At 68.8% G+C, this 19,851-nt stretch carries 20 protein-coding genes; 8 read left to right on the plus strand and 12 right to left on the minus strand.

What is annotated here, in order from left to right:
* Positions 1–126 precede the first annotated feature (126 nt).
* The 3 genes from KIP79_RS40940 to KIP79_RS40950 all read left to right on the plus strand — a co-directional run bounded on the left by KIP79_RS40940 (position 127) and on the right by KIP79_RS40950 (position 2,675).
* Positions 127–969, plus strand: a complete 843-nt coding sequence (locus KIP79_RS40940; protein ID WP_308170165.1) for an amino acid ABC transporter permease — start codon at positions 127–129, stop codon at positions 967–969.
* Positions 969–1,691 (plus strand): amino acid ABC transporter ATP-binding protein, encoded by a 723-nt coding sequence (locus KIP79_RS40945; RefSeq protein ID WP_214110427.1) that lies wholly within the window; start codon positions 969–971, stop codon positions 1,689–1,691. Before KIP79_RS40940 ends, KIP79_RS40945 begins: the two co-directional genes overlap by 1 nt.
* A 114-nt stretch (positions 1,692–1,805) precedes the next feature.
* Complete coding sequence (locus KIP79_RS40950; protein ID WP_214110428.1) at positions 1,806–2,675, plus strand: universal stress protein; 870 nt, start codon at positions 1,806–1,808, stop codon at positions 2,673–2,675.
* 57 nt (positions 2,676–2,732) lie between these two features.
* Here KIP79_RS40950 and KIP79_RS40955 read toward each other — a convergent pair whose 3' ends face one another.
* From KIP79_RS40955 to KIP79_RS40970, 4 genes are read right to left on the minus strand one after another with little or no spacing between them, the layout of a single operon-like run.
* Positions 2,733–3,179, minus strand: a complete 447-nt coding sequence (locus KIP79_RS40955) for an Hsp20/alpha crystallin family protein (RefSeq protein ID WP_214110429.1) — start codon at positions 3,177–3,179, stop codon at positions 2,733–2,735.
* Positions 3,180–3,213: 34 nt separating this feature from the next.
* A complete protein-coding gene (locus KIP79_RS40960; RefSeq protein ID WP_214110430.1) occupies positions 3,214–3,804 on the minus strand; it encodes a TetR/AcrR family transcriptional regulator in 591 nt (196 codons plus the stop codon).
* A 44-nt stretch (positions 3,805–3,848) separates the two neighbouring features.
* Positions 3,849–4,268, minus strand: coding sequence for an SRPBCC family protein (locus KIP79_RS40965; protein ID WP_214110431.1), 420 nt, complete (start codon positions 4,266–4,268; stop codon positions 3,849–3,851).
* 37 nt (positions 4,269–4,305) lie between these two features.
* Positions 4,306–5,142 (minus strand): hypothetical protein, encoded by an 837-nt coding sequence (locus KIP79_RS40970; RefSeq protein WP_214110432.1) that lies wholly within the window; start codon positions 5,140–5,142, stop codon positions 4,306–4,308.
* A 572-nt stretch (positions 5,143–5,714) separates the two neighbouring features.
* Between KIP79_RS40970 and KIP79_RS40975 the strand changes: the two genes are divergently transcribed.
* A complete protein-coding gene (locus KIP79_RS40975) occupies positions 5,715–6,737 on the plus strand; it encodes an SDR family oxidoreductase (protein ID WP_214110433.1) in 1,023 nt (340 codons plus the stop codon).
* 70 nt (positions 6,738–6,807) lie between these two features.
* On the opposite strand, the gene KIP79_RS40980 is transcribed toward KIP79_RS40975, so the two are convergent.
* The 3 genes from KIP79_RS40980 to KIP79_RS40990 form a co-directional block, all read right to left on the minus strand.
* A complete protein-coding gene (locus KIP79_RS40980) occupies positions 6,808–7,212 on the minus strand; it encodes a hypothetical protein (protein ID WP_214110434.1) in 405 nt (134 codons plus the stop codon).
* Positions 7,213–7,312: 100 nt separating this feature from the next.
* Positions 7,313–8,350, minus strand: a complete 1,038-nt coding sequence (locus tag KIP79_RS40985; RefSeq protein WP_214110435.1) for a zinc-dependent alcohol dehydrogenase family protein — start codon at positions 8,348–8,350, stop codon at positions 7,313–7,315.
* 54 nt (positions 8,351–8,404) lie between these two features.
* A complete protein-coding gene (locus KIP79_RS40990) occupies positions 8,405–9,847 on the minus strand; it encodes an MFS transporter (protein ID WP_214110436.1) in 1,443 nt (480 codons plus the stop codon).
* A 99-nt stretch (positions 9,848–9,946) separates the two neighbouring features.
* Here KIP79_RS40990 and KIP79_RS40995 point away from each other — a divergent pair, with 99 nt between their 5' ends.
* The 3 genes from KIP79_RS40995 to KIP79_RS41005 all read left to right on the plus strand — a co-directional run bounded on the left by KIP79_RS40995 (position 9,947) and on the right by KIP79_RS41005 (position 11,818).
* Complete coding sequence (locus KIP79_RS40995) at positions 9,947–10,381, plus strand: MarR family winged helix-turn-helix transcriptional regulator (protein WP_214110437.1); 435 nt, start codon at positions 9,947–9,949, stop codon at positions 10,379–10,381.
* A 300-nt stretch (positions 10,382–10,681) separates the two neighbouring features.
* Positions 10,682–11,338, plus strand: a complete 657-nt coding sequence (locus tag KIP79_RS41000; RefSeq protein ID WP_214110438.1) for a slipin family protein — start codon at positions 10,682–10,684, stop codon at positions 11,336–11,338.
* A gap of 96 nt (positions 11,339–11,434) precedes the next feature.
* Positions 11,435–11,818 (plus strand): nuclear transport factor 2 family protein, encoded by a 384-nt coding sequence (locus KIP79_RS41005; protein ID WP_250214690.1) that lies wholly within the window; start codon positions 11,435–11,437, stop codon positions 11,816–11,818.
* A gap of 14 nt (positions 11,819–11,832) precedes the next feature.
* Here KIP79_RS41005 and KIP79_RS41010 read toward each other — a convergent pair whose 3' ends face one another.
* Both KIP79_RS41010 and KIP79_RS41015 read right to left on the minus strand, forming a co-directional pair.
* Entirely contained in the window at positions 11,833–14,793 is a 2,961-nt protein-coding gene (locus tag KIP79_RS41010; protein ID WP_214110439.1) for an FAD-binding and (Fe-S)-binding domain-containing protein, read from the minus strand.
* Positions 14,794–14,795: 2 nt separating this feature from the next.
* The gene (locus tag KIP79_RS41015) at positions 14,796–16,562 is read right to left on the minus strand and encodes a thiamine pyrophosphate-binding protein (RefSeq protein ID WP_214110440.1); all 1,767 of its coding nucleotides are present in this window, start codon (positions 16,560–16,562) and stop codon (positions 14,796–14,798) included.
* Between the two features lie 286 nt (positions 16,563–16,848).
* On the opposite strand from KIP79_RS41015, the gene cyaB reads away from it, so the two are divergent.
* Complete coding sequence (cyaB, locus tag KIP79_RS41020) at positions 16,849–17,391, plus strand: class IV adenylate cyclase (RefSeq protein ID WP_214110441.1); 543 nt, start codon at positions 16,849–16,851, stop codon at positions 17,389–17,391.
* Here cyaB and KIP79_RS41025 read toward each other — a convergent pair.
* The 3 genes from KIP79_RS41025 to KIP79_RS41035 form a co-directional block, all read right to left on the minus strand.
* A complete protein-coding gene (locus tag KIP79_RS41025) occupies positions 17,388–17,576 on the minus strand; it encodes a hypothetical protein (RefSeq protein ID WP_214110442.1) in 189 nt (62 codons plus the stop codon). The genes cyaB and KIP79_RS41025 overlap by 4 nt on opposite strands.
* Positions 17,577–18,331: 755 nt before the next feature.
* A complete protein-coding gene (locus KIP79_RS41030) occupies positions 18,332–18,550 on the minus strand; it encodes a DUF397 domain-containing protein (RefSeq protein ID WP_214110443.1) in 219 nt (72 codons plus the stop codon).
* Between the two features lie 230 nt (positions 18,551–18,780).
* Positions 18,781–19,848, minus strand: a complete 1,068-nt coding sequence (locus tag KIP79_RS41035) for a GntR family transcriptional regulator (protein ID WP_214110444.1) — start codon at positions 19,846–19,848, stop codon at positions 18,781–18,783.
* Between the last annotated feature and the right edge of the window lie 3 nt (positions 19,849–19,851).

A 19,851-nucleotide genomic window follows, 5' to 3' on the forward strand; every position in this document is an offset into this window, starting at 1 on the left:
CCCGGGCAGGCTCCAGCGTCAGTCTCTAGCACGGCCTCGCAAGTCCAAGCAAGAACGACGTCGAGCGGGCGGCGCACCCCAAGTTTCACCTATCCGTGGGCGCCACGAAGTGGCATGAGGTCTCTAGTGAGCGAATGGGTCAAAAGCGAGCGCCAGCTCGCGCGTGAGGCGCTGCTGCGCACCCGCGGCCGCCGGTCGCTGTCGGCCGCCACGATCTCCACGATCGTCGTGGTGGTCGTGGTGGTCGTGGGGCTCACCGCCTCGCCGGGCTGGCCACGGGTGCGCGACAAGTTCTTCAGCTGGGAGCACCTGGTCGCCGCGCTGCCGGACGTGCTGCGCGGCTTCCTACTGAACGTGCTGATCTTCCTCATCGCCGAGCCGATCATCCTGGTGCTCGGGCTCGGAGTGGCGCTGGTACGCGGGCTGCGGGCGCCGGTGTTCTTCCCGTTCCGGGCGCTGGCCGTGCTGTACACCGACATCTTCCGCGGCATCCCGGTCGTCCTGCTGATCTACGTGGTCGGCTTCGGAGTGCCGGCGCTCGAGCTCCAGGGCACCCCCAGCGAGCCCGTGGTGCTGGGCACCATCGCGCTGATCCTCGCCTACACCGCGTACGTGGCCGAGGTCTTCCGCTCCGGGATCGACTCGGTGCACCCCAGCCAGCGCGCCGCCGCCCGCTCGCTCGGCCTCAGCCACGGCCAGACCATGCGGTACGTGGTGGTGCCGCAGGCCGTGCGCCGGGTGGTGCCCCCGCTGCTCAACGACTTCGCCTCGCTCCAGAAGGACACCGCGCTGGTCGCCCTGCTCGGGCCGCTGGAGGCGCTCCGGCAGGCCCAGATTCACGCGGCCAAGAACTTCAACTACACGCCGTACATCGCGACGGTGCTGCTGTTCGTCGCGCTGATCGTGCCGCTGGCCCGGTTCACCGACCACCTCGCCGCCCGCGCGGCCCGGCAGCGGGGAGGCGGCTGATGACGCTGCTCACCATCGAGGGCGTCTGGAAGCGGTACGGCGGGCACGCCGTGCTCCGCGGCATCGACCTGGAGGTGCGGGCGCACGAGGTGGTCTGCCTGATCGGGGCCTCCGGGTCCGGCAAGTCCACCCTGCTGCGCTGCGTCAACCTGCTGGAGACGGTGGACGACGGCGCCATCCACCTGGACGGGCAGGAACTCACCGACGTCCGGGTGGACGTGGACGACGTGCGCAAACGCATCGGGATCGTGTTCCAGGCGTACAACCTCTTCCCGCACATGACGGTGCTGGAGAACGTCACGCTCGCCCCGCGCAAGGTGCACGGCGTCAGCCGTACCGAGGCGGAGGAACGGGCCAGGGAACTGCTGGACCGGTTCGGGCTCGCGGACAAGGCCGGCGCCTACCCCGACCGGCTCTCCGGCGGGCAGCAGCAGCGGGTGGCGATCATCCGGGCCATCGCCACCCAGCCCCGGCTGCTGCTGCTCGACGAGGTCACCTCCGCGCTCGACCCCACGCTGGTCAACGAGGTGCTGGGGGTGATCAGGGAGCTCAAGGAGAGCGGGATGACCATGATCCTGGCCACCCACGAGATGGGCTTCGCCCGGGACATCGCCGACACCGTCTGCTTCCTCGCCGACGGCGTGCTGCTGGAACGCGGCCACCCGGACCAGATCTTCGGCTCCCCGAAAGACCCCAGAACCCGCCAGTTCCTGTACGGCTAGGCTCGGGGTAGCGGCGCTGACCAGGGATGACGCGCCGGTACGTGAGCGTTGCTCAGGATGGGGCCTTTCGGGGGGCCGCGGGGGCCGCCGGGTCATCCGGGGGAGGGGATCATCATGGCGGGACTTGTCGCCGTCGGCGTGGACGGCTCGGAGGCCGCGACGCTGGCCGTGGACTACGCGATGGACGACGCGGTGCGCCGGAGGGCCGCCCTCAAGATCATTCACGTCCGTGAGCCGTGGATCGGCGACCTGGCCTTCCAGGACGCGGGCGCCCTCTCCGACGCCGTCAACCAGCACAGCCGCGCGGTGCTCGCCGCCGCGGAACGCCGCGCCAGGGAGCGCGCCCCCGGCGTGCCGGTGATCACCTCGCTGGTCACCGGCCGGGTCACCGAGGGACTCAGAGCCGAGGCGGAGGGCGCCGACGTGCTGGTCATCGGCGGGCGCGGCCTCGGCGGCTTCGCCGGCCTCGCGGTCGGCTCGGCCGGACTCGGCCTGGCCGGGCACTTCCCTGGCCCGGTCGTGGTGGTCCGGCAGCTCGCCGCGGTGTCGTACGGGCAGGTCGTGGTCGGGTACGACGGCTCCTACCCGTCCGAGGCCGCCCTGGACTACGCCTTCGGCGAGGCGGAACGGCGCAACGCCCGGCTCAAGGTGATCTACGCCTGGCAGCAGCCGGTGTTCGCGCCGTACGCGGAAGGGTACGGTCCCGTCCTCAGCCGGCTCTTCGACGAGCGCACGGCGGAGATCCGGCGTTACCTCGCCCCCTGGCGGGAGAAGAACGCCCGGATCAACGTGGACGAGACCTCGTTCGCCGGGCATCCCATCATCGCGCTGACCGAGAACTCGCGGACGGCTGACCTGGTGGTGGTCGGATCGCGGGGGATGGGAGCGTTGGGCTCCGCCGTACTCGGCTCGGTGAGCCACGGGGTGCTGCACCGGGCGTTCTGTCCGGTCGCGGTGGTTCGCCCGCCTGGGGAGGGTCGCTGAAGAAATGAATGACCCAGGCCCGTGATCGTCACGGTGCCTGGGTCGACAGATGCCGGGTCAGCCTGGCTGGCCCTGTTCGGGGCTTTCCTTCATGGCTGTGCTGATCGGAACACGCATGCCGGGCTGCTTGCCCTCCGACAGCTTGACGTGCACCTCCAGGATGCCCTTGTCGTAGAACGCCTTGATGTCGCGCTCGTCCGCCAGCTCCGGCAGGGCCACCGAGCGGGTCACGCTGCCGTAGCGGAACTCGCTGCGCTGGGCGTCCTTCTCCTCCTGGTGCCGCTCCGCGTGGATGGTCAGCATGCCGCCGCTGACCGTTACCTCGACATCCCGGTCCGGGTCCACGCCGGGCAACTCCGCGCGCAGGACGTACTCCCCGTTCTCGAGGTAGTCCTCGAAGCGGAGGGGCTGCTGGCTCATCTGGCGCATGCCCATCAACGGCATGTCCAGCAGGTCGAACACGTCAGGGAGGAACCCCCGATCACGTCTCATCAGTGTGCTCATGGCTCACCTCCGTGTGACCTTTCCCTACTACCCATTAAACGCCTGGCTGGTCGGTCTCCTGAGTGGCGGTATGGTCCGTGACCAGGGCTTTGTGTAGGCGGTCCAGCAGTATGAGGGCTTCGTCCACGCCTTTGCGGTCGCCGGTCAGCAGCAGGTCGAAGAGGAGGCCTCGGGAGGCGGCCAGGCTCAGCCGGGCGTACGCGGGGGCCTCGGCGGGGTCCACCCCGCTGCGTAGGCAGATCTCGGTCAGTGGGGGGAGCCAGACGCCGATGAGGTCGTTGCGGAGGCCCTGGGCATATGGGCGGTCGTGCATGGCGTGGGCGGAGAGTTCGAAGAACAGGCGCCCGTAGATCAGGGTGGCTTCCACCAGGTTGTCCCAGAAACGTACCCAGCTCTCCTGCGGGGGTAGCTCGTTTCTGGTCAGGTCCGCGATGGCGGCGCGTTGTTGTGCCTCGACCGCGCGGACGACCTCGGCCAGCAGGCCCTCTCGGGAGCCGAAGTGGTGGATGAGCATGCGGTGGCTGGTGCCGAGGCCGGCCGCGATCGAGCGGAGGCTCGCGTCTCCGATTCCGTTGGCGGCGAAGTACTCGATCGCCTGGGCCAGCCACTTCTCCTTGGGCGTCACGCCTGAATTCTCTCTGGGCGGCGGGCCCGTCTTCTCCTTGGGCGTCACGCCTGCTCGATGCGGGCCTTCAGGCCTTGGGCCTCCAGCGTGAGGTAGCGGCTGGTGAGCTTGCCGGTCAGTCGGCTCAGCAGTGGGCTGAACAGCCCTTCCTGGTCGATGGTCGAGCGGGCCACCGTGCCGTCTGGGGTGACCTCCACCCGGTGTCCTCCGGTTACTCGCATGCCCGGGCTCCTGCTGACCCAGACGAAGTACTCCCCGTCCACCAGTTCGGTCACCTCCCAGACGGACGCCGGTAGCTTCGGCTGCTTGATCTTCGCTCGGGAGCCGACCTTCAGCGGTCCCGGCTCGGTGAGCTCCACTGACTCGAACGTCTCGGCCCATTCGGGCCAGCGCTCCACGTCGCTGAACACCTCCCACACACGCTGCGGGCTGGCGTCGATGGTGATGGCAGATTCAAATCGCATGTACCAAATGGTACATGCCTGCCTGTGTCGCCGTAAGTCACCTGTCCACAGCCGGACGCCTTCCCATCCGCACCCGCAGCAGAAGCCCAGCCCCCGCTCCGAACGTCAGCGCCAGCCCTATCGCCACCAACCCCCGCGCATCAGGCCCTGCCTCCCCACCCCCACCGGTCGCCACCCCACCCAACGGGGTCTCCATCACCGTGTACGCCTCCGTCGCGGTCGCCGTGGCGGTTTCGGTGGCGGTCGCCGTCTCCGTCGCCGTCTCGGTGGCCGTTTCGGTCTCGGTGACCGTGTGGCTCGGTTTTGGGCTCGGGCTCGTCTGGCTGCCCGTGCCGATGACGAGCGAATAGGTCGTGAGCGCGTCCGGGTTCTTCACCTCACACTGGATCAGCGGCTGCTGCGGAGATGTCCCGAAGTTGATGGCCCCCGGCCGGATCGTCGCCGTCCCTGCGTTGCTCGGCCTGGACAACATCTGGGTCTGCCCCGATGGGAGCGAAACCGTCTGATTCGCGCCAACCGGCCCGACCGTGTCCCCGACACCGGTGGCGGAAGTGAATCCGGAAACCCCGCTGATCGACGCGTACGCGTAGAGCTTGGCCCCGGCGGGCAATCCGGCCGAGCCCGCCCGTATCGACGTCCCTTCCGCGTAGGAGGCCCGATGCCCGATCGCCAACTGTCGGTCGACCACCGCCTCAGCTGGCATCGTGAGTTCCACCTGCACCTTGACGACCTGAGCGTCGCCCCCGACCGGGGTGCACGCATACTCCACGACGGTCGTAAGCCGTTTTCCGACCGCCCGCGCTGAAGCAGGTACGCAGAGCAGGACAACCAAAGACACCAAGACCGCACCGAATAAGCCGTGGCGACCGCGCATGGCAACTCCTGGGAATAGAACGTCCCAAAGAAGACGGCAGAAAAGGACCACCGGTTGACACAACCGCCCCACCAGTCCCACACAAATGAGAGAAGCGCCACTGAGCGAGGCTCTCTCCCGCAAACGTGAAGACCCCCGAGCGAGGCTCTCCCGCGCAAATGACCCGCGCAAATGAGAAGAGCCCCGCTGAGCGAGGCTCTTCTCATGACCCGTTTCCTTTTCTGACCGACCAGGAGTTCCCCCGTCTGGTCTTCGGCTGCGCGACCGAAGGGCTTCCCCCCTTGATTGAATGTCCGGTGCCCGGCCCTTGATCTGCGATGTTGTGGTGTCCGTCGGTCTGAATATGTTGAACCCCCGTCGGGGTGATGAACCATTGATACGGGCGGTCACCTGCAGGAGTCTTTCAACGCGCTAGACAACAGCCTTCAGGCGTCGCCCGGGGAGGAAGCCGGTGGGTTGGCCCCGTTCGCAGATGTCTCAAATGTGCTGAAAAGTTGTTCAAACCCCGTTTGGGAAGGTCGGCAGGGGAAGGTGCAAGGCGTACCAGAGGGACCGGAGAGAGGGGATGTGTGATGCCTGCCCCACGCGGACCGAGGACGGTTGTAGTCACCGGAGCCAGTGCGGGAGTCGGCCGGGCCGTGGCGCGGATGTTCGGGCGGCGGGGGGATTCGGTCGGGCTGCTCGCGCGGGGAGAGGCGGGTCTGGCGGCTGCGGCCGAGGAGATTCGCGCGGAGGGCGGGCGTGCGTTGCCCCTCTCGGTCGACGTGGCGGACGCGGGGCAGGTCGAGGCCGCCGCGCAGCGGGTCGAGGAGGAGTTCGGGCCAATCGACGTCTGGGTGAACGTGGCGTTCAGTACGGTCTTCGCTCCCGTCACCGAGATCGATGTCGAGGAGTACCGGCGGATCACCGAGGTGAGCTACCTCGGGTACGTGTACGGCACCAAGGCCGCGCTGGCCCGGATGCTGCCCCGGGACAGCGGCACCATCGTGCAGGCGGGATCGGCACTGGCTCACCGGGCGATTCCGCTGCAGTCCGGGTACTGCGCCGCCAAGCACGCGATCAAGGGGTTCACCGAGTCACTCCGCTGCGAACTGCTGCACACCGGCAGCCGGGTCAAGGTCACGATGGTCCAGTTGCCGGCGTTGAACACACCGCAGTTCGACTGGGTTGTGACGCGGCTGCCCAAACGCCCGCAACCGGTGCCGCCGATCTACCAACCGGAGGTGGCCGCCCGTGCGCTCCTGTACGCGGCCGACCATCCCGAGCGCAAAGAATTCTGGATCGGAGGCATGACGGTCGCGAGCATCCTGGCCGACCGAATCGCCCCCGCCCTGGTCGACCGCTACCTGGCTCGCACCGGCTACCGCTCCCAGCAGACCACCGAGGACCCCGACCCAAACGAGCCGGTCAACCTGTGGAAACCCGCCGACGCCGCCCCCGGAACCGACTTCGGAGCCCACGGCCGTTTCGACACCCGCGCCCACACCACCAGCCCACAGTCCTGGCTCTCCCGCCACCGCCGCCTACTCACCCTGGCCGGAGCAGCAGCCACCGCCGCCCTCGGCACCCGCCTCGCCCGCACCGCCATGCACTGATTCCCGTCGGCCTATTTGCCGCAGGGGAACAGAGACGGGTCGGAGGGCGAACGGTTGACGCTCATTTTCGTCATGCGTTCTTTACCGGGGTCGTGACCTCCTCAGGTTCAACGTCAACGGATTGGTAGTCCGCCGCCGTCGCCGTCAGGATGTCGGCGGTGACGCGGGTCAGCAGGGTCACGAGTGCCAGGCTCAGGCCGGCTATGACCACGCCGCGGACAAAGGCGACGTCCGGCACGACATTGGCCAGCACGAGTACGCACAGGGCGAGGTCGGCGATGATGACTGCGCTGACGGTCAGCGCGTAGACGCGGATCCGTCCCTTGGTCCAGAACATGACATCGCCGGCGACGCCCTGCCGGCGCAGGACACGCTGCTGGGAGTGGAGCCGGGCCAGGTATCCGGAGTCCCACACGAAGGCGAGCAGGACCACCGGGAGAACCTGGGCCACGGTGGCGTACAAGTCACGAACCATCAGTTGTTCTCCGGGGGGAATGACGGCTTGGCGGGGCGAATCCCTTACACAGTTCCATAGCGGATTCACGCCCACGCATTACCGGAGGCGCCTGTTCTGGTCAGGGTCGAACGAGGACCTTGAGCGCCTCACGGGCGTCCATGGCCCGATACCCGTCCGGCACCTCGTCCAGAGACACCATCCGATCGAACACCTTCCCGGGCTCGATCCGCCCTTCCAGCACATCCGGCATGAGCCTCTCGATGTAGGCCCGCGCGGGGGCGGGCCCACCGGTGAGAGTGATGTTCGGTCCGAACAGGCTGCCGAACCCGATCGGACCCTCGTCGTACTGCGGCAACCCGACTCGGCTGATCACCCCGCCTGGCCGCACCACCCCGAGGGCCTGCTCGTACGCCTCCCGATACCCGACCGCCTCGATCACCGCGTGTGTGCCGTCGCCACGAGTGAGCTCCCGCACCCGGGCGATGCCCTCCTCACCCCGCTCAGCCACGACATCGGTCGCCCCGAACTCCACGCCCAGGTCGGTACGGGCCTTGTGGCGTCCCATCAGAATGATCCGCCCGGCTCCGAGCCGCTTCGCCACCAGCACCGCCATCAGACCCACGGCGCCATCGCCGATCACGGTGACCGTGGTGTCGGCGCCGACCCTGGCCGTCAGCGCCGCGTGGTAGCCCGTCCCCAGCACATCGGACAGGGTCAGCAGCGCCGGAAGCAGCGCAGAGTCGGCCGCTACCGGCGCCTTCACCAGGGTCCCGTCAGCCAGGGGCACTCGCACCGCCTCGGCCTGGCCGCCCCCGACCCCTTTCTGCCCCCAGAAGCCGCCGTTACGGCAGGAGGTCTGCAGCCCTTCGCGGCAGAAGTCGCAGGTGTTGTCCGACCAGGCGAAGGGGGCGATCACCACGTCCCCTTTACGCAGGGTCGCGACCTCTCCGCCGACGTCCTCGACGACTCCGACGAACTCGTGGCCCATCGGCGCGCCCTGCGTGGAAACCGGCATGCCGTGGTACGGATGCAGGTCACTGCCACAGATACACGCCCGCAGAACCCGCACCACGGCATCGGTCGGCTGCCGCAACACCGGATCGGGCACGTGCTCCACGCGCACGTCGCCCGCGCCGTACAGGAAAGTCGCCCGCATATACGCGAGTATCAGGTTCACGCCAGGGTCGCGGCACCTCCTGTCGTGCGGTGGTCAGGCGCGGGCCAGGTCCAGGTCGGCGGGCGGGTCGGCCAGGCGGGACGCGGCGGCACGGCGGCCGGGGATGGTCAGGATGATGAGCGCGGCGGCCAATGCGGCCCCGCCGCCGATGAGCATGCCGGTGCGGAAGCCGTCCTCGGAGGGCAGTGAGACCGCGCCGAGTTTGATGGTCATGGTGCCCAGGACCGCACCGACGACCGCGCTGGCGGTGGAGGTGCCGATGGAGCGCATCAGGGCGTTGAGGCCGTTGGCGGCGGCCGTCTCGGTCTGCGGCACCGCGTTCATGATGAGGGTGGGCATGGCCGCGTACGCCAGGCCGAGCCCGCCGCTGATGAACGCGGAGAACATCACGACCCCCCAGATGGTGCCCATCAGCGCCAGGGCCAGGACGTAACCGGCGGCGATGACCAGCGTGCCGAGCAGCAGGGAGACCTTGGGGCCCCGGGCGGCGGACAGGCGCGCGGCCATCGGGGAGACGGCCATCATGACCAGCCCGCCCGGCGCCAGCCACAGCCCGGCCTGGAGCATCGTCTGGCCCAGGCCGTACCCGGTGGCGACGGGCAGTTGCAGGAGTTGCGGGGTGATCAGCGACATCGCGTACATGGCGAAGCCGAGCACGACGGAGGCCAGGTTGGTCAGCAGGACCTGGCGGCGGACGCTGGTGCGCAGGTCGACCAAGGGGGCGGAGGAGCGCAGCTCCCACCATCCCCACAGCAGCAGGATCACGGCGGAGGCGCCGAACATGCCCAGGGTGAGGCCGCTCGTCCAGCCCCAGTCGGCTCCCTTGGAGACGGGCAGCAGGAATAGCACCAGGCCTGCGGTCAGCGCGGCCGCGCCGACGAAGTCGAACCGGCTCGGCGAGGTGACCGGGGACTCCGGCACGACCAGCAGGATCAGCACGGTCAGCAGCAGGCCGAGGACGGCCGCACCCCAGAACAGCGCGTGCCAGCTCACCTTCTGCGCGATGAGCGCGCCGGCGGGCAGGCCGAGCGCGCCGCCCACGCCGAGCGAGGAGCTCATCAGGGCGATGGCCGAGCCGAGGCGCTGTGGCGGGAGGAGGTCACGCATGATGGCGATGCCCAGCGGGATCACGCCCAGGCCCAGGCCCTGGAGGGCGCGGCCGACGACCATCGGGACCAGCGAGTTGGCGGGCGCGCAGACCAGGGAGCCGATGGCGATCAGGAGTGCGCTGGCGACGATGACGCGGCGTTTGCCGTACAGGTCGCCGAGGCGGCCGGCTACGGGGGTGGCGACCGCGCCCGCCAGGAGGGTGGCGGTGATCGCCCAGGAGGCGTTGGCGGCGGTGGTGTGCAGCAGGGTGGGCAGGGTGGCGATCAGTGGCACGATCAGCGTCTGCATGAGGGAGACGGTGATGCCCGCCGCCGCCAGCACACTGACGAGGGCTCCGTAGCGCGGCGTGGCGCGCGATGAGCTCATGAGTTCTCCACATCCTCAGCTTGTGCACCATACACAGAATGTGCATCCTACATATCGGTGCATAGCGGGATATCATGAGCCCCCCGATTGGAGGTTTCCGTGCGCAAGGAGATCGCCGACATCGAGCGCGAGTTCATGCTGATCGGCCGGTACAAGGAACTGGCCGCGACCGGCGCCGAGGAGCGGCGGCTGGAGCGCAGCAGCTACATCCTGCTGCGGCGGCTCGAAGACGAGGGCCCCATGTCCATCGGCCAGCTCGCGCAGGCATTCAGCCTCGACACGTCCACCGTCAACCGCCAGACCGCCGTCCTGCTCCGGGGCGGCCTGGCCGAGCGCATCCCCGACCCGGAGGGCGGCATGGCGCGCAAGCTCCGCATCACCGAGGAGGGCCTGCGCCGGGTCGACGAGGAACGCCAGTGCCGGCTCACCAACTACGCCCGGGTCCTGGAGAACTGGACCGCGGAGGAACTCGCCTCGCTCGCCGAGGGCCTGGCCCATTTCAACGCCAGCATCGAACGGGGCCCCCAGCACTGAGGTGTCCCGGGGCAAAAAACGATCGCATGTGAACGAGGTTCCTGATTAACCTCTGAGGCACTGGAACCGGTCAAGTCAGCGGCGTACCGGCATCGCCGGCCACGTTCCGCACATCGCGGCCGCTCCAGCTGGCAGAGTCTCCAAACTCTTGGGTTCGATTCCCAAAAGGACGATCCCGGGTGTCGCACATGACGGTGGCAGGGCCCTGCGGGCTCCTGGGAACGGGCAGCTCCCGCCGTGCCGCCGGTGCCGCCTGGGATCGTTCCTCAATGCGGCAAGCGGTCAGGGAGGTGACGCGTGATGGCGAAGATCACGGTGATGGAATGGCAGCGGGTGTTGGTGTACGTGGACGGACGGTTCAGCCGGGTCCTGGAGCCGGGGCGGCACTCCTACCGCACGGGGCGCACCGACCTGGTGACCGTGGACATGAGAACCCGGCAGCGGATCGTACCCGGGCAGGAGCTGATCACCGCTGACGGGGTGACGGTGCGGGTCAGCGTGATGGCGCGCTGGCGGGTCAGCGACCCGGTGGCGTACACGGGCTCGGACGAGAATCCGCAGTCGGTGCTCTACTCGGCGGTTCAGGACGCGGTACGCGCGCTGGTCGCCACGGTGACGCTGGACAGCGCGCTCGCGGACCGGGCGGCGCTCAGGATCGAGCCCGCCGCGCTTCAGGACGTGACGGCCGAGCTGGGGATCACCGTCACCTCCCTCGCGGTGCGCGACCTCATGCTGCCCGGTGAGCTGCGCCGGGCGGCGATGGACGTGGTGGTCGCGCGGGAGCGCGGGAAGGCGGCGCTGGAGGAGGCCCGGGCGGAGGCGGCACGGCTGCGTTCGCTGGCCAACACCGCTCGGCTCCTGGAGGAGCATCCCGCGCTGCTCCAGCTCCGTACCCTGCAGGTCGCGGCGGAGCGGAGCACGACGCTCGTCATCGACCCGCGCCCCGGGTCGGCCTGACTCTCGGCCCTGGTGCGCCCATAGCGGAAAGGGCGCCCAGGGCGAGGTAAACGCGGCAGCCTTGCCGAAAAGCCCGAAACGGGATGGAGGCGGGGCATGAGCGAGTCGGCGCTGGTGGTGGAGCTTCGGGACGCGGAGCGGCGGTTGCAGCGCGCTCAGCTGGCGAGCGACGTGGACGAGCTCGATCGGCTGCTCGACGACCGGCTGGTGTTCACGCTTGGAGTAGACGGCAATCTCTACTCCAAAGCGGACGACCTGCACAACCACCGCACCCGCGCACAGATCCTCACCAAGGTCGAGGAGGAAGAACTCGACGTACTGGTCGACGGCCGCGTCGGCATCACCTGGTTCCTCGGCTCACTGGCAGGCACCTTCCAGGGCAGCGAATTCGAGGCCCGCATGCGCTACACCCGCACCTGGATCCACGACGACGAGCACGGCTGGCGCATCCTGACCGCCCACGCAAGCCCAATGCCGTAACCGGCCGACGCGGGTCATCGCGGTGGGGCGATCGCCGCCCTTTCCGGTGGGGCCGCGACGGCCTCCGGGGTGGGGACGCCGCCTCCGGCTGCCAGGGCCTGGGCGCGGAGTTCGGCGAGCGGTGGGGTCTTTGCGGACCGGGGTGGGGCGGGGCGCCGGGCCACCCGTTCTGGGTAGGTGGTGGGGAGGCGGTCGTGTAGGGCGGCGTCCAGGGCCTCGGCCAGATGGATGGCCTGGCGGCCGATGCCGGCGTGTTCGATCTGGGTGCGGCAGCTGAAGCCGTCGGCCAGGATGAGGGCATCCGCGGGGGCCTGGCGCAACGCCGGTAGCAGCGCGTACTCGGCGCAGGCCATGGAGACCGCGAAGTGCTCCGCGGTGAAGCCGAAGTCGCCCGCCAGGCCGCAGCAGCCCGCGTCGAGCATCGTCAGGTCGGCCCCGGTGGCGCGCAGCAGGCGGGCGTCGGCGTCGGTGCCCAGGATGGCGTGGTGGTGGCAGTGCGGCTGGACGAGCACCGGCCGGTCGATGCGCGGCGGCGGCACCGAGTGGCGTTCCAGCAGTTCGGCGAGGGTGACCGTCTGGGCACGGAGCCGGGCCACGTCCTCGTCGTGCGGGAAGAGCTCAGCGGCGTCGGAGCGGAGCACGGCCGTACAGGAGGGCTCAAGCCCGACCACGGGCAGCCCGGCCCTGATCTCGTCCCGAAGCACCCGCACCGTACGCTGGATCACCTGCTTGGCGGTGTGCAGCTGACCGGTGGAAATCCAGGTGAGCCCGCAGCAAACGGGCGCCCTCGGCAACCGTACGGTGAACCCGGCCTGTTCCAGCACCCGTACGGCGGCAGCCCCGACCCCCGGATGGAAGTTGTCGGTGAAGGTGTCGGGCCACAGGACGACCTCGCCCAACTGCCCGTCACCAGCAGGGCCGCGACGACGGTAGGAGTCACTGAACCGGACCGGAGCGAACACGGGCGCCGGACGTTCCCCGGCGATCCCGCCCAGCCGTTTCACCAGCCGGGAGCCGGCCAGCCGGTTGGCCAGACCGGGCGCCACCCCCGCCAGGCGCGCCAGCAGCGGCAACCAGCCCATCGAGTAGTGCGCGAGCGGGCGCGGCCGATGCCGGTAGTGGTGGAACAGGAACTCCGCCTTGTAGGTCGCCATGTCCACGTCCACCGGACAGTCGCTCCGGCAGCCCTTGCAGGCCAGGCAGAGGTCGAGCGCGTCTCGTACCTCGGGGGAGTGCCAGCCGCCCCGGACCACCTCACCGCGGAGCATCTCGAACAACAGCCGGGCCCGGCCCCGGGTGGAGTGCTTCTCCTCGCGGGTGACCCGGTAACTGGGGCACATCACACCGCCCTCGTCCCGGCGGCACTCCCCGACTCCGACACAGCGCAGCGCCGCCCGGGCGAAGGAGTCCTCGTCGTCGGGGTAGGCGAAGACCGTCGGCGGGTCGGGCGGGCGGTAGTCCGTACCCAGCCGGAGGTGGTCATCGAGCCGGTCGGGGTAGACCAGGCGGTCCGGGTTCATCCGGCCGCGCGGGTCGAAGAGTGCCTTGAACTCGGCGAAGGCCGTCATCAGGACCGGGCCGAACATGCGCGGCCAGAGCTCGCCCCTGGCCAGGCCGTCGCCGTGCTCGCCCGACAGCGAGCCGCCGTACCGGACCACCAGGTCGGCGGCCTGCTCGACGAAGGAGCGGTAGTTGTCCAGGCCTGCCCGGGTGGTCAGGTCGAACGGGATGCGGGTGTGCACGCAGCCGTGGCCGAAGTGGCCGTAGAGCGAGGCCTTGTAGCCGTGCTCCTGCTGCAGTTCGTTCAGGTCGCGCAGGTAGCCCCCGAGCCGTTCCGGCGACACGGCGGAGTCCTCCCAGCCAGGCCAGGCGTCCGGGGCCATCGGCACCCAGGCGGTCGCGCCGAGCCCGGACTCCCGGATCTTCCAGATCTCCTCGGCCTTTCGCCGGTCGTCGAAGAAGGTGGTTCGGAGTCCTAGCTCTTTGCTCATCCGGCGGGCGCGGGCGTCGGCCGCCTCGTCCGACTCCGCCCCGAACTTGACGATCAGCCAGCCCCCGCCTGGCGGGAGCAGGTCGAGAAATGCCTGGTTGAGGTGCTTGCGCCGTTCGAAGTCGATCAGGTTGTCGTCGATGCCCTCCAGCGCGAGCGGCCGGTACCTGGCGACGCTCGCGGCGGCGTCGGCGGCGTCGAAGACGCTCGCGAACGGGATGACCGCCAGGCAACTGCCGGGCGGCTCCCGGACCAGTTGGAGCTGGGCCCGCAGGATGGTGACCAGCGTGGACTCCGAGCCGACCAGGGCTTTGGCGAGGTGGAAGCCGTGCTCAGGCAGCAGCGCGTCCAGGCCGTAGCCGGAGACCAGGCGCGGGATGTCCGGAAAGCGGCGGCGGATCTCGTCCGCGTACCGGTCGGTCAGGGTACGCAGCGAGCGGGCCAGCTCGGGCGGAGGCTGGCTGGTCCAGAACCGGCGCCCGTCGTAGGTCACCACCTCCAGGTCGACCACGTTGTCGGCGGTCCTCCCGTACGCCTGGGCGGTCGAGCCGCACGAGTCGTTGCCCAGCATGCCACCGAGCGTGCAGTGGCTGTGGGTGGCAGGTCGGGGTCCGAAGATCAGGCCGTGCGCGCGGGTGCGGGCGTTGAGCTGGTCGAGCACGATGCCCGGTTCCACCAGCACCGTCCCGTCCTGGACGGGACCGGCCGCGTTGCAGTACTTGGACCAGTCGATGACCACGGCGGTGTTGCAGCACTGCCCGGCCAGGCTGGTGCCGCCGCCGCGGGACAGCAGCGGCACGTCGTGCTCCCGGCAGACCGCCACGGCCGCCGCGCCGTCCTCCACCGAGAGCGGGGCCACCACTCCGATCGGGACCTGCCGGTAGTTTGAGGCGTCGGTGGCGTACATCGCCCTGCTGCCCGTGTCGAACCGGACCTCTCCCGCCACCCGGTTCCTGAGGGCGCGTTCCAGCTGCTCGAACAGCATGGTCAGTCTCCCAGTTTCGAGATCTGGTCCTTGAACAGGGTGGTCGCGATGGACACCCGGCGTGGCTGGCCGCGTAGGAAGGCCTCTGCGAACTTCTTGGCCTGCTGGTACTCGACGCGGCCGGGCATGGGCGGTTCATCCGGGTCCACATCCACGTCGACGAGGGCGGGACCGTCGTAGGCCAGCGCCTCGGCCAGTGCCGGGGGCAGGTCCCCGGATTTGCTGATCTTGGCGCCGAAGCCGCCGCAGGCACGGGCCCAGGCGGAGTAGTCGGTCGGCGGCTCGGGGAAGCGGATGCCGTGTTCCGGGTAGCCGAGCACCATCTGTTCCCAGAGGATCTGGCCGAGCGAGTTGTTGTTGTTGATCACGACCTTGATCGGCAGATGGTGCTGGGCGGCGGTCAGGAACTCGGCCATGAGCATGGCGAAACCGCCGTCGCCCACGTACGCGATGACCTGGCGTCCCAGGAAGGCGTGCCGGATGGCGATCGCGTAGGGCAGGCCCGGGGCCATCGAGGCGAGGTTGCCCGACAGGTAGAAGCCGCGGTCGCCGCGGATCGTCCAGTACCGGGCCGCCCAGGTGGCGATGGTGCCGCTGTCGCAGGTCAGAATGGCGTCGTCGGTGGCCAGGTCGTCGATGACCGAGACCACGTACTGCGGGGCGATCGGGTCGCGCTCCGGGTTGGCCAGCGCGGCCAGATCCGCCCGCCACTCATCCATTTTGTCCCGATATTTCGTGAGATGGCGGTGTTCGGTGCGTGGGGTGAGCAGCGGTAGCAGCGCGGCCAGCCCCTCCTTGGCGTCGCCGATCACCGGCACGTCGGTGGGGACCCGGACCCCCGCCCGCGTCGGGTCGGCCTCCAGTTGCACGAACCTGGTGTGGTTCGGATCCGGCAGGTGCTTGGTGTACGGGAAGTTGGTGCCCACCATGAACAGCACGTCCACGTCGTCGATCAACTCCGCCGTCGGCCGGGTGCCCAGCAGGCCGATCCCGCCCGTCGTGTACGGGGAGTCGTCCGGGACGACGGCCTTGCCCGGCAGGGTCTTGATGATCGGGGAGGCCAGCGCCTCGGCCACCGCGAGCACCTCGGCCCTGGCGTGCAGCGCGCCCGCGCCGACCAGCATGGCCGGGCGTTTGGCCTTGTTGAGGACCTCCGCGGCGGCCTCCAGGTCTGGCTGGCGGGGGCGGCCGGGCGGCCGGAGGTAGATCGGCGCGGTGCGCGGCGGGCGGGCCGGGGCGACGTGCTGCCACGGGTCGGTGCCCGCGTCGGCGACCTGGACGTCGTTGGGGATGGTCAGGTGGGCGACCCCGCTCCTGGCGTACGCGGTGCGTACGGCCACGTCCACCAGGGACGGTAGCTGGACCGGGTTGGTGACCATCATCGTGTACTCGGCGACGTCCCCGTACAGGCGGTCGAGGTTGACCTCCTGTTGGTAGCCCGTGCCGAGGACGGAGGTCTCCTGCATGCCCGTGATAGCCAGGACCGGGACGTGGTCGAGTTTGGCGTCGTACAAACCGTTGAGCAGGTGGATGCCGCCCGGGCCCGAGGTGGCGAGGCAGACGCCGAGACGACCGGTCGCCTTGGCATGGGCGGTGGCCATGAAGGCCGCCGCCTCCTCATGATGAACCAGGAAGAACCGCACCCGATCCTGGTGCCTCCGCAGCCCCTCCATGATCCCGTTGATGCCGTCACCGGGGATCCCGAAGACCGTATCCACTCCCCAGTCGGCAAGCCGCTCCACCAGCGCTTCTGAAACCATGCGTGCCATGTGTCCCGCCCTTCCCCTCACCACCCAACCCAAAAGACCCAGAACCCCAAAAACCCGGATAAATCGCCACAATCGACATTTGACGTGGGTGGCAACCCAGGGCCATCTGGCCGAACCGCGGTTCGGGTCGCCTCTTACCCGCCAAGGGCAGTCCAGCGAGGCGTTTCCTGCTCGTGGGGGCGCCGTGATTTCCCCGGCCCGGACGATTGATTCTCCGGTGCGGAGAGCACAGCCCCGTTTAAGCTCCACGTGACAAAAGCGGGTGGCGGTGAAGGGGTGGCAAGAGGTGCAGGAGATCGAGGTCAAGTATCGGCTGCGCGACCTGCCCGCCCTGGAGCAAGCCCTCGCCGAACGTGGGCTGGTTCTCTCTGCTCCGATAACCCAGGATGATCAAGCCTATGCACACCCGGACTGGGCCTACGGCCAGTCCAAGGTGGGTGTGCCGTTTGCGCGCCTGCGTACCCAAGGCGACCAGCACGTGTTCACGGTGAAAACGCCGCTGGAGAACGAAATGAGCTGCCTGGAACACGAATCGGAGGTGGCCGATCGTGATCAAATGCACCGGGCGATAACTCAAATGGGTTTCCGCCCGACCGTACGGATCGTGAAGATCCGCCGGGTCGCCCGGATGGGCGGGATGGCCTTGTGCGTGGACCAGGTTGAGCACGCCGGAGTCTTCTTGGAGATCGAGACCGTTCTTGACATGAACGAGTCCGGCACCGCTGCTCAGGAGCGACTGGACACCTTCGCCCGGTCCCTGGGCGTAGAACTGGAGCGAACCACGGACACCTACGACTCCCTGGTCCGTGCCGCCTTGATTTCCGCCTAGAACAACGCGATCTCCTCTGGCTCGGCTAGCGTCCGGCTGTCGAGAAGGGTTCCATCCACGTGGAGGCTGAGGGTGGGCCGCGAGACGGCCACCGGCCCGGTCGCGTCCTCGGCCATAACCCCGTCGATCTGGGTCACCCACGTCTTGTCGGTATAGGTGAGGGCGAGCCAGTCGCCGGCACTCATCTCCGATCGGCGTACCGGGATCCATCCGCGCCCGTGTTCGTGCCGATAGACGGCCTCGTCCGAGGAACAGTTCCCGTGGCACCGTCGCCAACGCCGCGTGCCAGTCCGGAGAGCCGATCGCATCGGCCATCCGGTGGCGGAGTTTGCCCGCCAGGCTCATGTGCACGTCCCTCCAGACGGGAGCCGACCTGCTTGCGCAAATCTTTCAGCCGGGCGCATGCCGCCCCTCCCATTCCGGCTTCACGCTTGCGGACCATTTGCCGGCTCCTGGCCGGTCGGGCACGGGTAGTTGAGAGCATGCGCGTCGGGGCAGCCGACCACCGCTGTGTGGCTGTAACGCTCTCCCTTCAGCCAATGGCCCCATGCCATGCTGCCGCAATTCTCCAGCGCGGCACGGGCGCCCAGGAGGCGTCCATCACCACCCCCCAAAAGCTCTTCTTGATCCGGGTAGGCAAAGGACGGAGCGAGTTGCCGCCATTGTTCCTCCAGCCAGGATAGAACCGTTTTAAGATTTCCCGTTGCTTTGATGTGCGTTCGGGGCTTGAGAAGCCAGTCGCACATACGGAAGGGCGGTAGCGGAGAATTACGGAATTCGTCTGGGGGTGTAGGTGGGAGCGGTGGTCTACGGACCCCGTCCGTCTCTCCAGAGAAGAGGTTTGACCAATCCATTGGTAGGCGTGGAAGTGCTGCGGCATCTCATCTCCACTATGAGCGGCGGCCCCCGCGTGAGGACGCGCGGGGGCCTTTTCCGGTGTTTAGAGCGTCCCTACGCCGGCGGCGAAGCCGACCAGCTCATCATGCGTGAACCGCAGCGTTCCGGCTGCGGGGTTCTTGCTGTCCCGCAGCGCGAACGCGCCCGGCTGTTCCGGAATGGGCGCGATTTCCACGCAGGTTTCCTGGTCTTCTTCCTGCTGGTTTCCGCCGCAGAGACGGCGGAAGGCCGCCCCCGTCAAATCTGCGTCATAGATGTCCATGTACACCTCCTCTCACAATGTCGAATTGATTTCCCGATCCGAGGCACTGGAAATGGTGACCGGCCGGGAGGTCTGGGCGATCCGCAGAGGGATCTGGTTTGTCGTTTTAAGAAGTCACAAACGGCTGTTAATGAAGGTGTGCGGACGGCTGAATTCGGCGCCTATGCCGATTCATGTCGGTGCGAGACGGACCGGTAGGAGAGCTGTCCCTCCTCACCGGCTCGGCGATCTCATCGGTCAGGGGCCGGGGAGCCGTCTCGGAACACCGGCCAAAGCTTGGGAGGTGCGGCGATGGGCCGGCGGTTGTCGATGCGCATGATCCAGCCGAGGGATTCCAGCAGCCGTATCGCTTCGTCGATGGTTCGGAAACTGACGTCGTACTGTGCCTTCAGTTGCTCGCGCAGGGGGATGACGTGGAGGATCGGGAGACTGCCGGTGAAGATCTCGGCGGCCAGGTCGGCGGCGATCTGCTGGTATAGCGGGAGGGGATGTCCGGCTGTGGCCGGGCCGGTGAAGCAGGCCCAGCCGGAGACGTTGTGGATCAGGCCGCGGTCGATCAACTCGCGCAGGGCCCGCCGGGCGGTGGCGTCGGAGATCGCGAATTCCCGCCGTAGTCCTCCGACGCTGGCGAATTGCTGCCCGGGGCGGTACCGTCCGGTGGCGATCCGGCCGGCCATGATGTTGGCGACCTGCGCATAGAGGTATGTCGGGGCTCCACGTTTGATCGCGTCGGGGCCGGTCAGGGCGCTGTCCGCAGGGTCTGCGGTGCGTATGGGGGTGTAGCTGGTCGGGCTGTTGTCGCCGCCGGCCTGCCGCTGTGCCAGGAGTACGTCCACGCCGGGAATCGGGAGGTTGCCGCATGGGGCGGCGTACAGCGTGCCTGTGTTCGGATCCTCGCGCGGCAGGAGGGGGGTGACGCCGGGCACGCCGACGACGTAGCCCAGGCCCGGTACCAGGCGGATGAAATGCCGGTCGGCCAGTTGGCGCAGGATGCGGCGGGCGGCCCAGGCCGGAAGGTCGTGGGTGTGGGTCAGTTTCTGGACGCTGGGCATCCGGGTGCCCTGGGCGAGCCTGCCGTCGGAGATCTGGTGGGCCAGGTGCTCGGTGATGTCGCGGCAGCGGCTGCGCAGGATGGCCCAGCCCGGCCCGCCCTTCGGCTCCAACCTGGGCCTGGCCTGGGACGGGGGCTGCGACGGGGGGCGGGTTTCCCTGTCGGGCAATGCTGCCATGGCCTGCTGTTTCCCGCCTCCCCCTGATACGGCGACCAGGCGCGGGCGCTGGGACATGGTGTCGGTCATGTC

Source organism: Acrocarpospora catenulata (assembly GCF_018476525.1).
Lineage (GTDB): Bacteria > Actinomycetota > Actinomycetes > Streptosporangiales > Streptosporangiaceae > Acrocarpospora > Acrocarpospora catenulata.

What these genes read in the sequence shown, in the direction of transcription:
- KIP79_RS40945 (WP_214110427.1), top strand. Translation starts at nt 969, where the DNA reads ATGACGCTGCTCACCATCGAGGGCGTCTGGAAGCGGTACGGCGGGCAC.
- KIP79_RS40950 (WP_214110428.1), top strand. Translation starts at nt 1,806, where the DNA reads ATGGCGGGACTTGTCGCCGTCGGCGTGGACGGCTCGGAGGCCGCGACG.
- KIP79_RS40955 (WP_214110429.1), bottom strand. Translation starts at nt 3,179, where the DNA reads ATGAGCACACTGATGAGACGTGATCGGGGGTTCCTCCCTGACGTGTTC.
- KIP79_RS40965 (WP_214110431.1), bottom strand. Translation starts at nt 4,268, where the DNA reads ATGCGATTTGAATCTGCCATCACCATCGACGCCAGCCCGCAGCGTGTG.
- KIP79_RS40970 (WP_214110432.1), bottom strand. Translation starts at nt 5,142, where the DNA reads ATGCGCGGTCGCCACGGCTTATTCGGTGCGGTCTTGGTGTCTTTGGTT.
- KIP79_RS40975 (WP_214110433.1), top strand. Translation starts at nt 5,715, where the DNA reads ATGCCTGCCCCACGCGGACCGAGGACGGTTGTAGTCACCGGAGCCAGT.
- KIP79_RS40980 (WP_214110434.1), bottom strand. Translation starts at nt 7,212, where the DNA reads ATGGTTCGTGACTTGTACGCCACCGTGGCCCAGGTTCTCCCGGTGGTC.
- KIP79_RS40985 (WP_214110435.1), bottom strand. Translation starts at nt 8,350, where the DNA reads ATGCGGGCGACTTTCCTGTACGGCGCGGGCGACGTGCGCGTGGAGCAC.
- KIP79_RS40990 (WP_214110436.1), bottom strand. Translation starts at nt 9,847, where the DNA reads ATGAGCTCATCGCGCGCCACGCCGCGCTACGGAGCCCTCGTCAGTGTG.
- KIP79_RS41000 (WP_214110438.1), top strand. Translation starts at nt 10,682, where the DNA reads ATGGCGAAGATCACGGTGATGGAATGGCAGCGGGTGTTGGTGTACGTG.
- KIP79_RS41005 (WP_250214690.1), top strand. Translation starts at nt 11,435, where the DNA reads ATGAGCGAGTCGGCGCTGGTGGTGGAGCTTCGGGACGCGGAGCGGCGG.
- KIP79_RS41010 (WP_214110439.1), bottom strand. Translation starts at nt 14,793, where the DNA reads ATGCTGTTCGAGCAGCTGGAACGCGCCCTCAGGAACCGGGTGGCGGGA.
- KIP79_RS41015 (WP_214110440.1), bottom strand. Translation starts at nt 16,562, where the DNA reads ATGGCACGCATGGTTTCAGAAGCGCTGGTGGAGCGGCTTGCCGACTGG.
- KIP79_RS41025 (WP_214110442.1), bottom strand. Translation starts at nt 17,576, where the DNA reads ATGAGTGCCGGCGACTGGCTCGCCCTCACCTATACCGACAAGACGTGG.
- KIP79_RS41030 (WP_214110443.1), bottom strand. Translation starts at nt 18,550, where the DNA reads ATGGACATCTATGACGCAGATTTGACGGGGGCGGCCTTCCGCCGTCTC.
- KIP79_RS41035 (WP_214110444.1), bottom strand. Translation starts at nt 19,848, where the DNA reads ATGACCGACACCATGTCCCAGCGCCCGCGCCTGGTCGCCGTATCAGGG.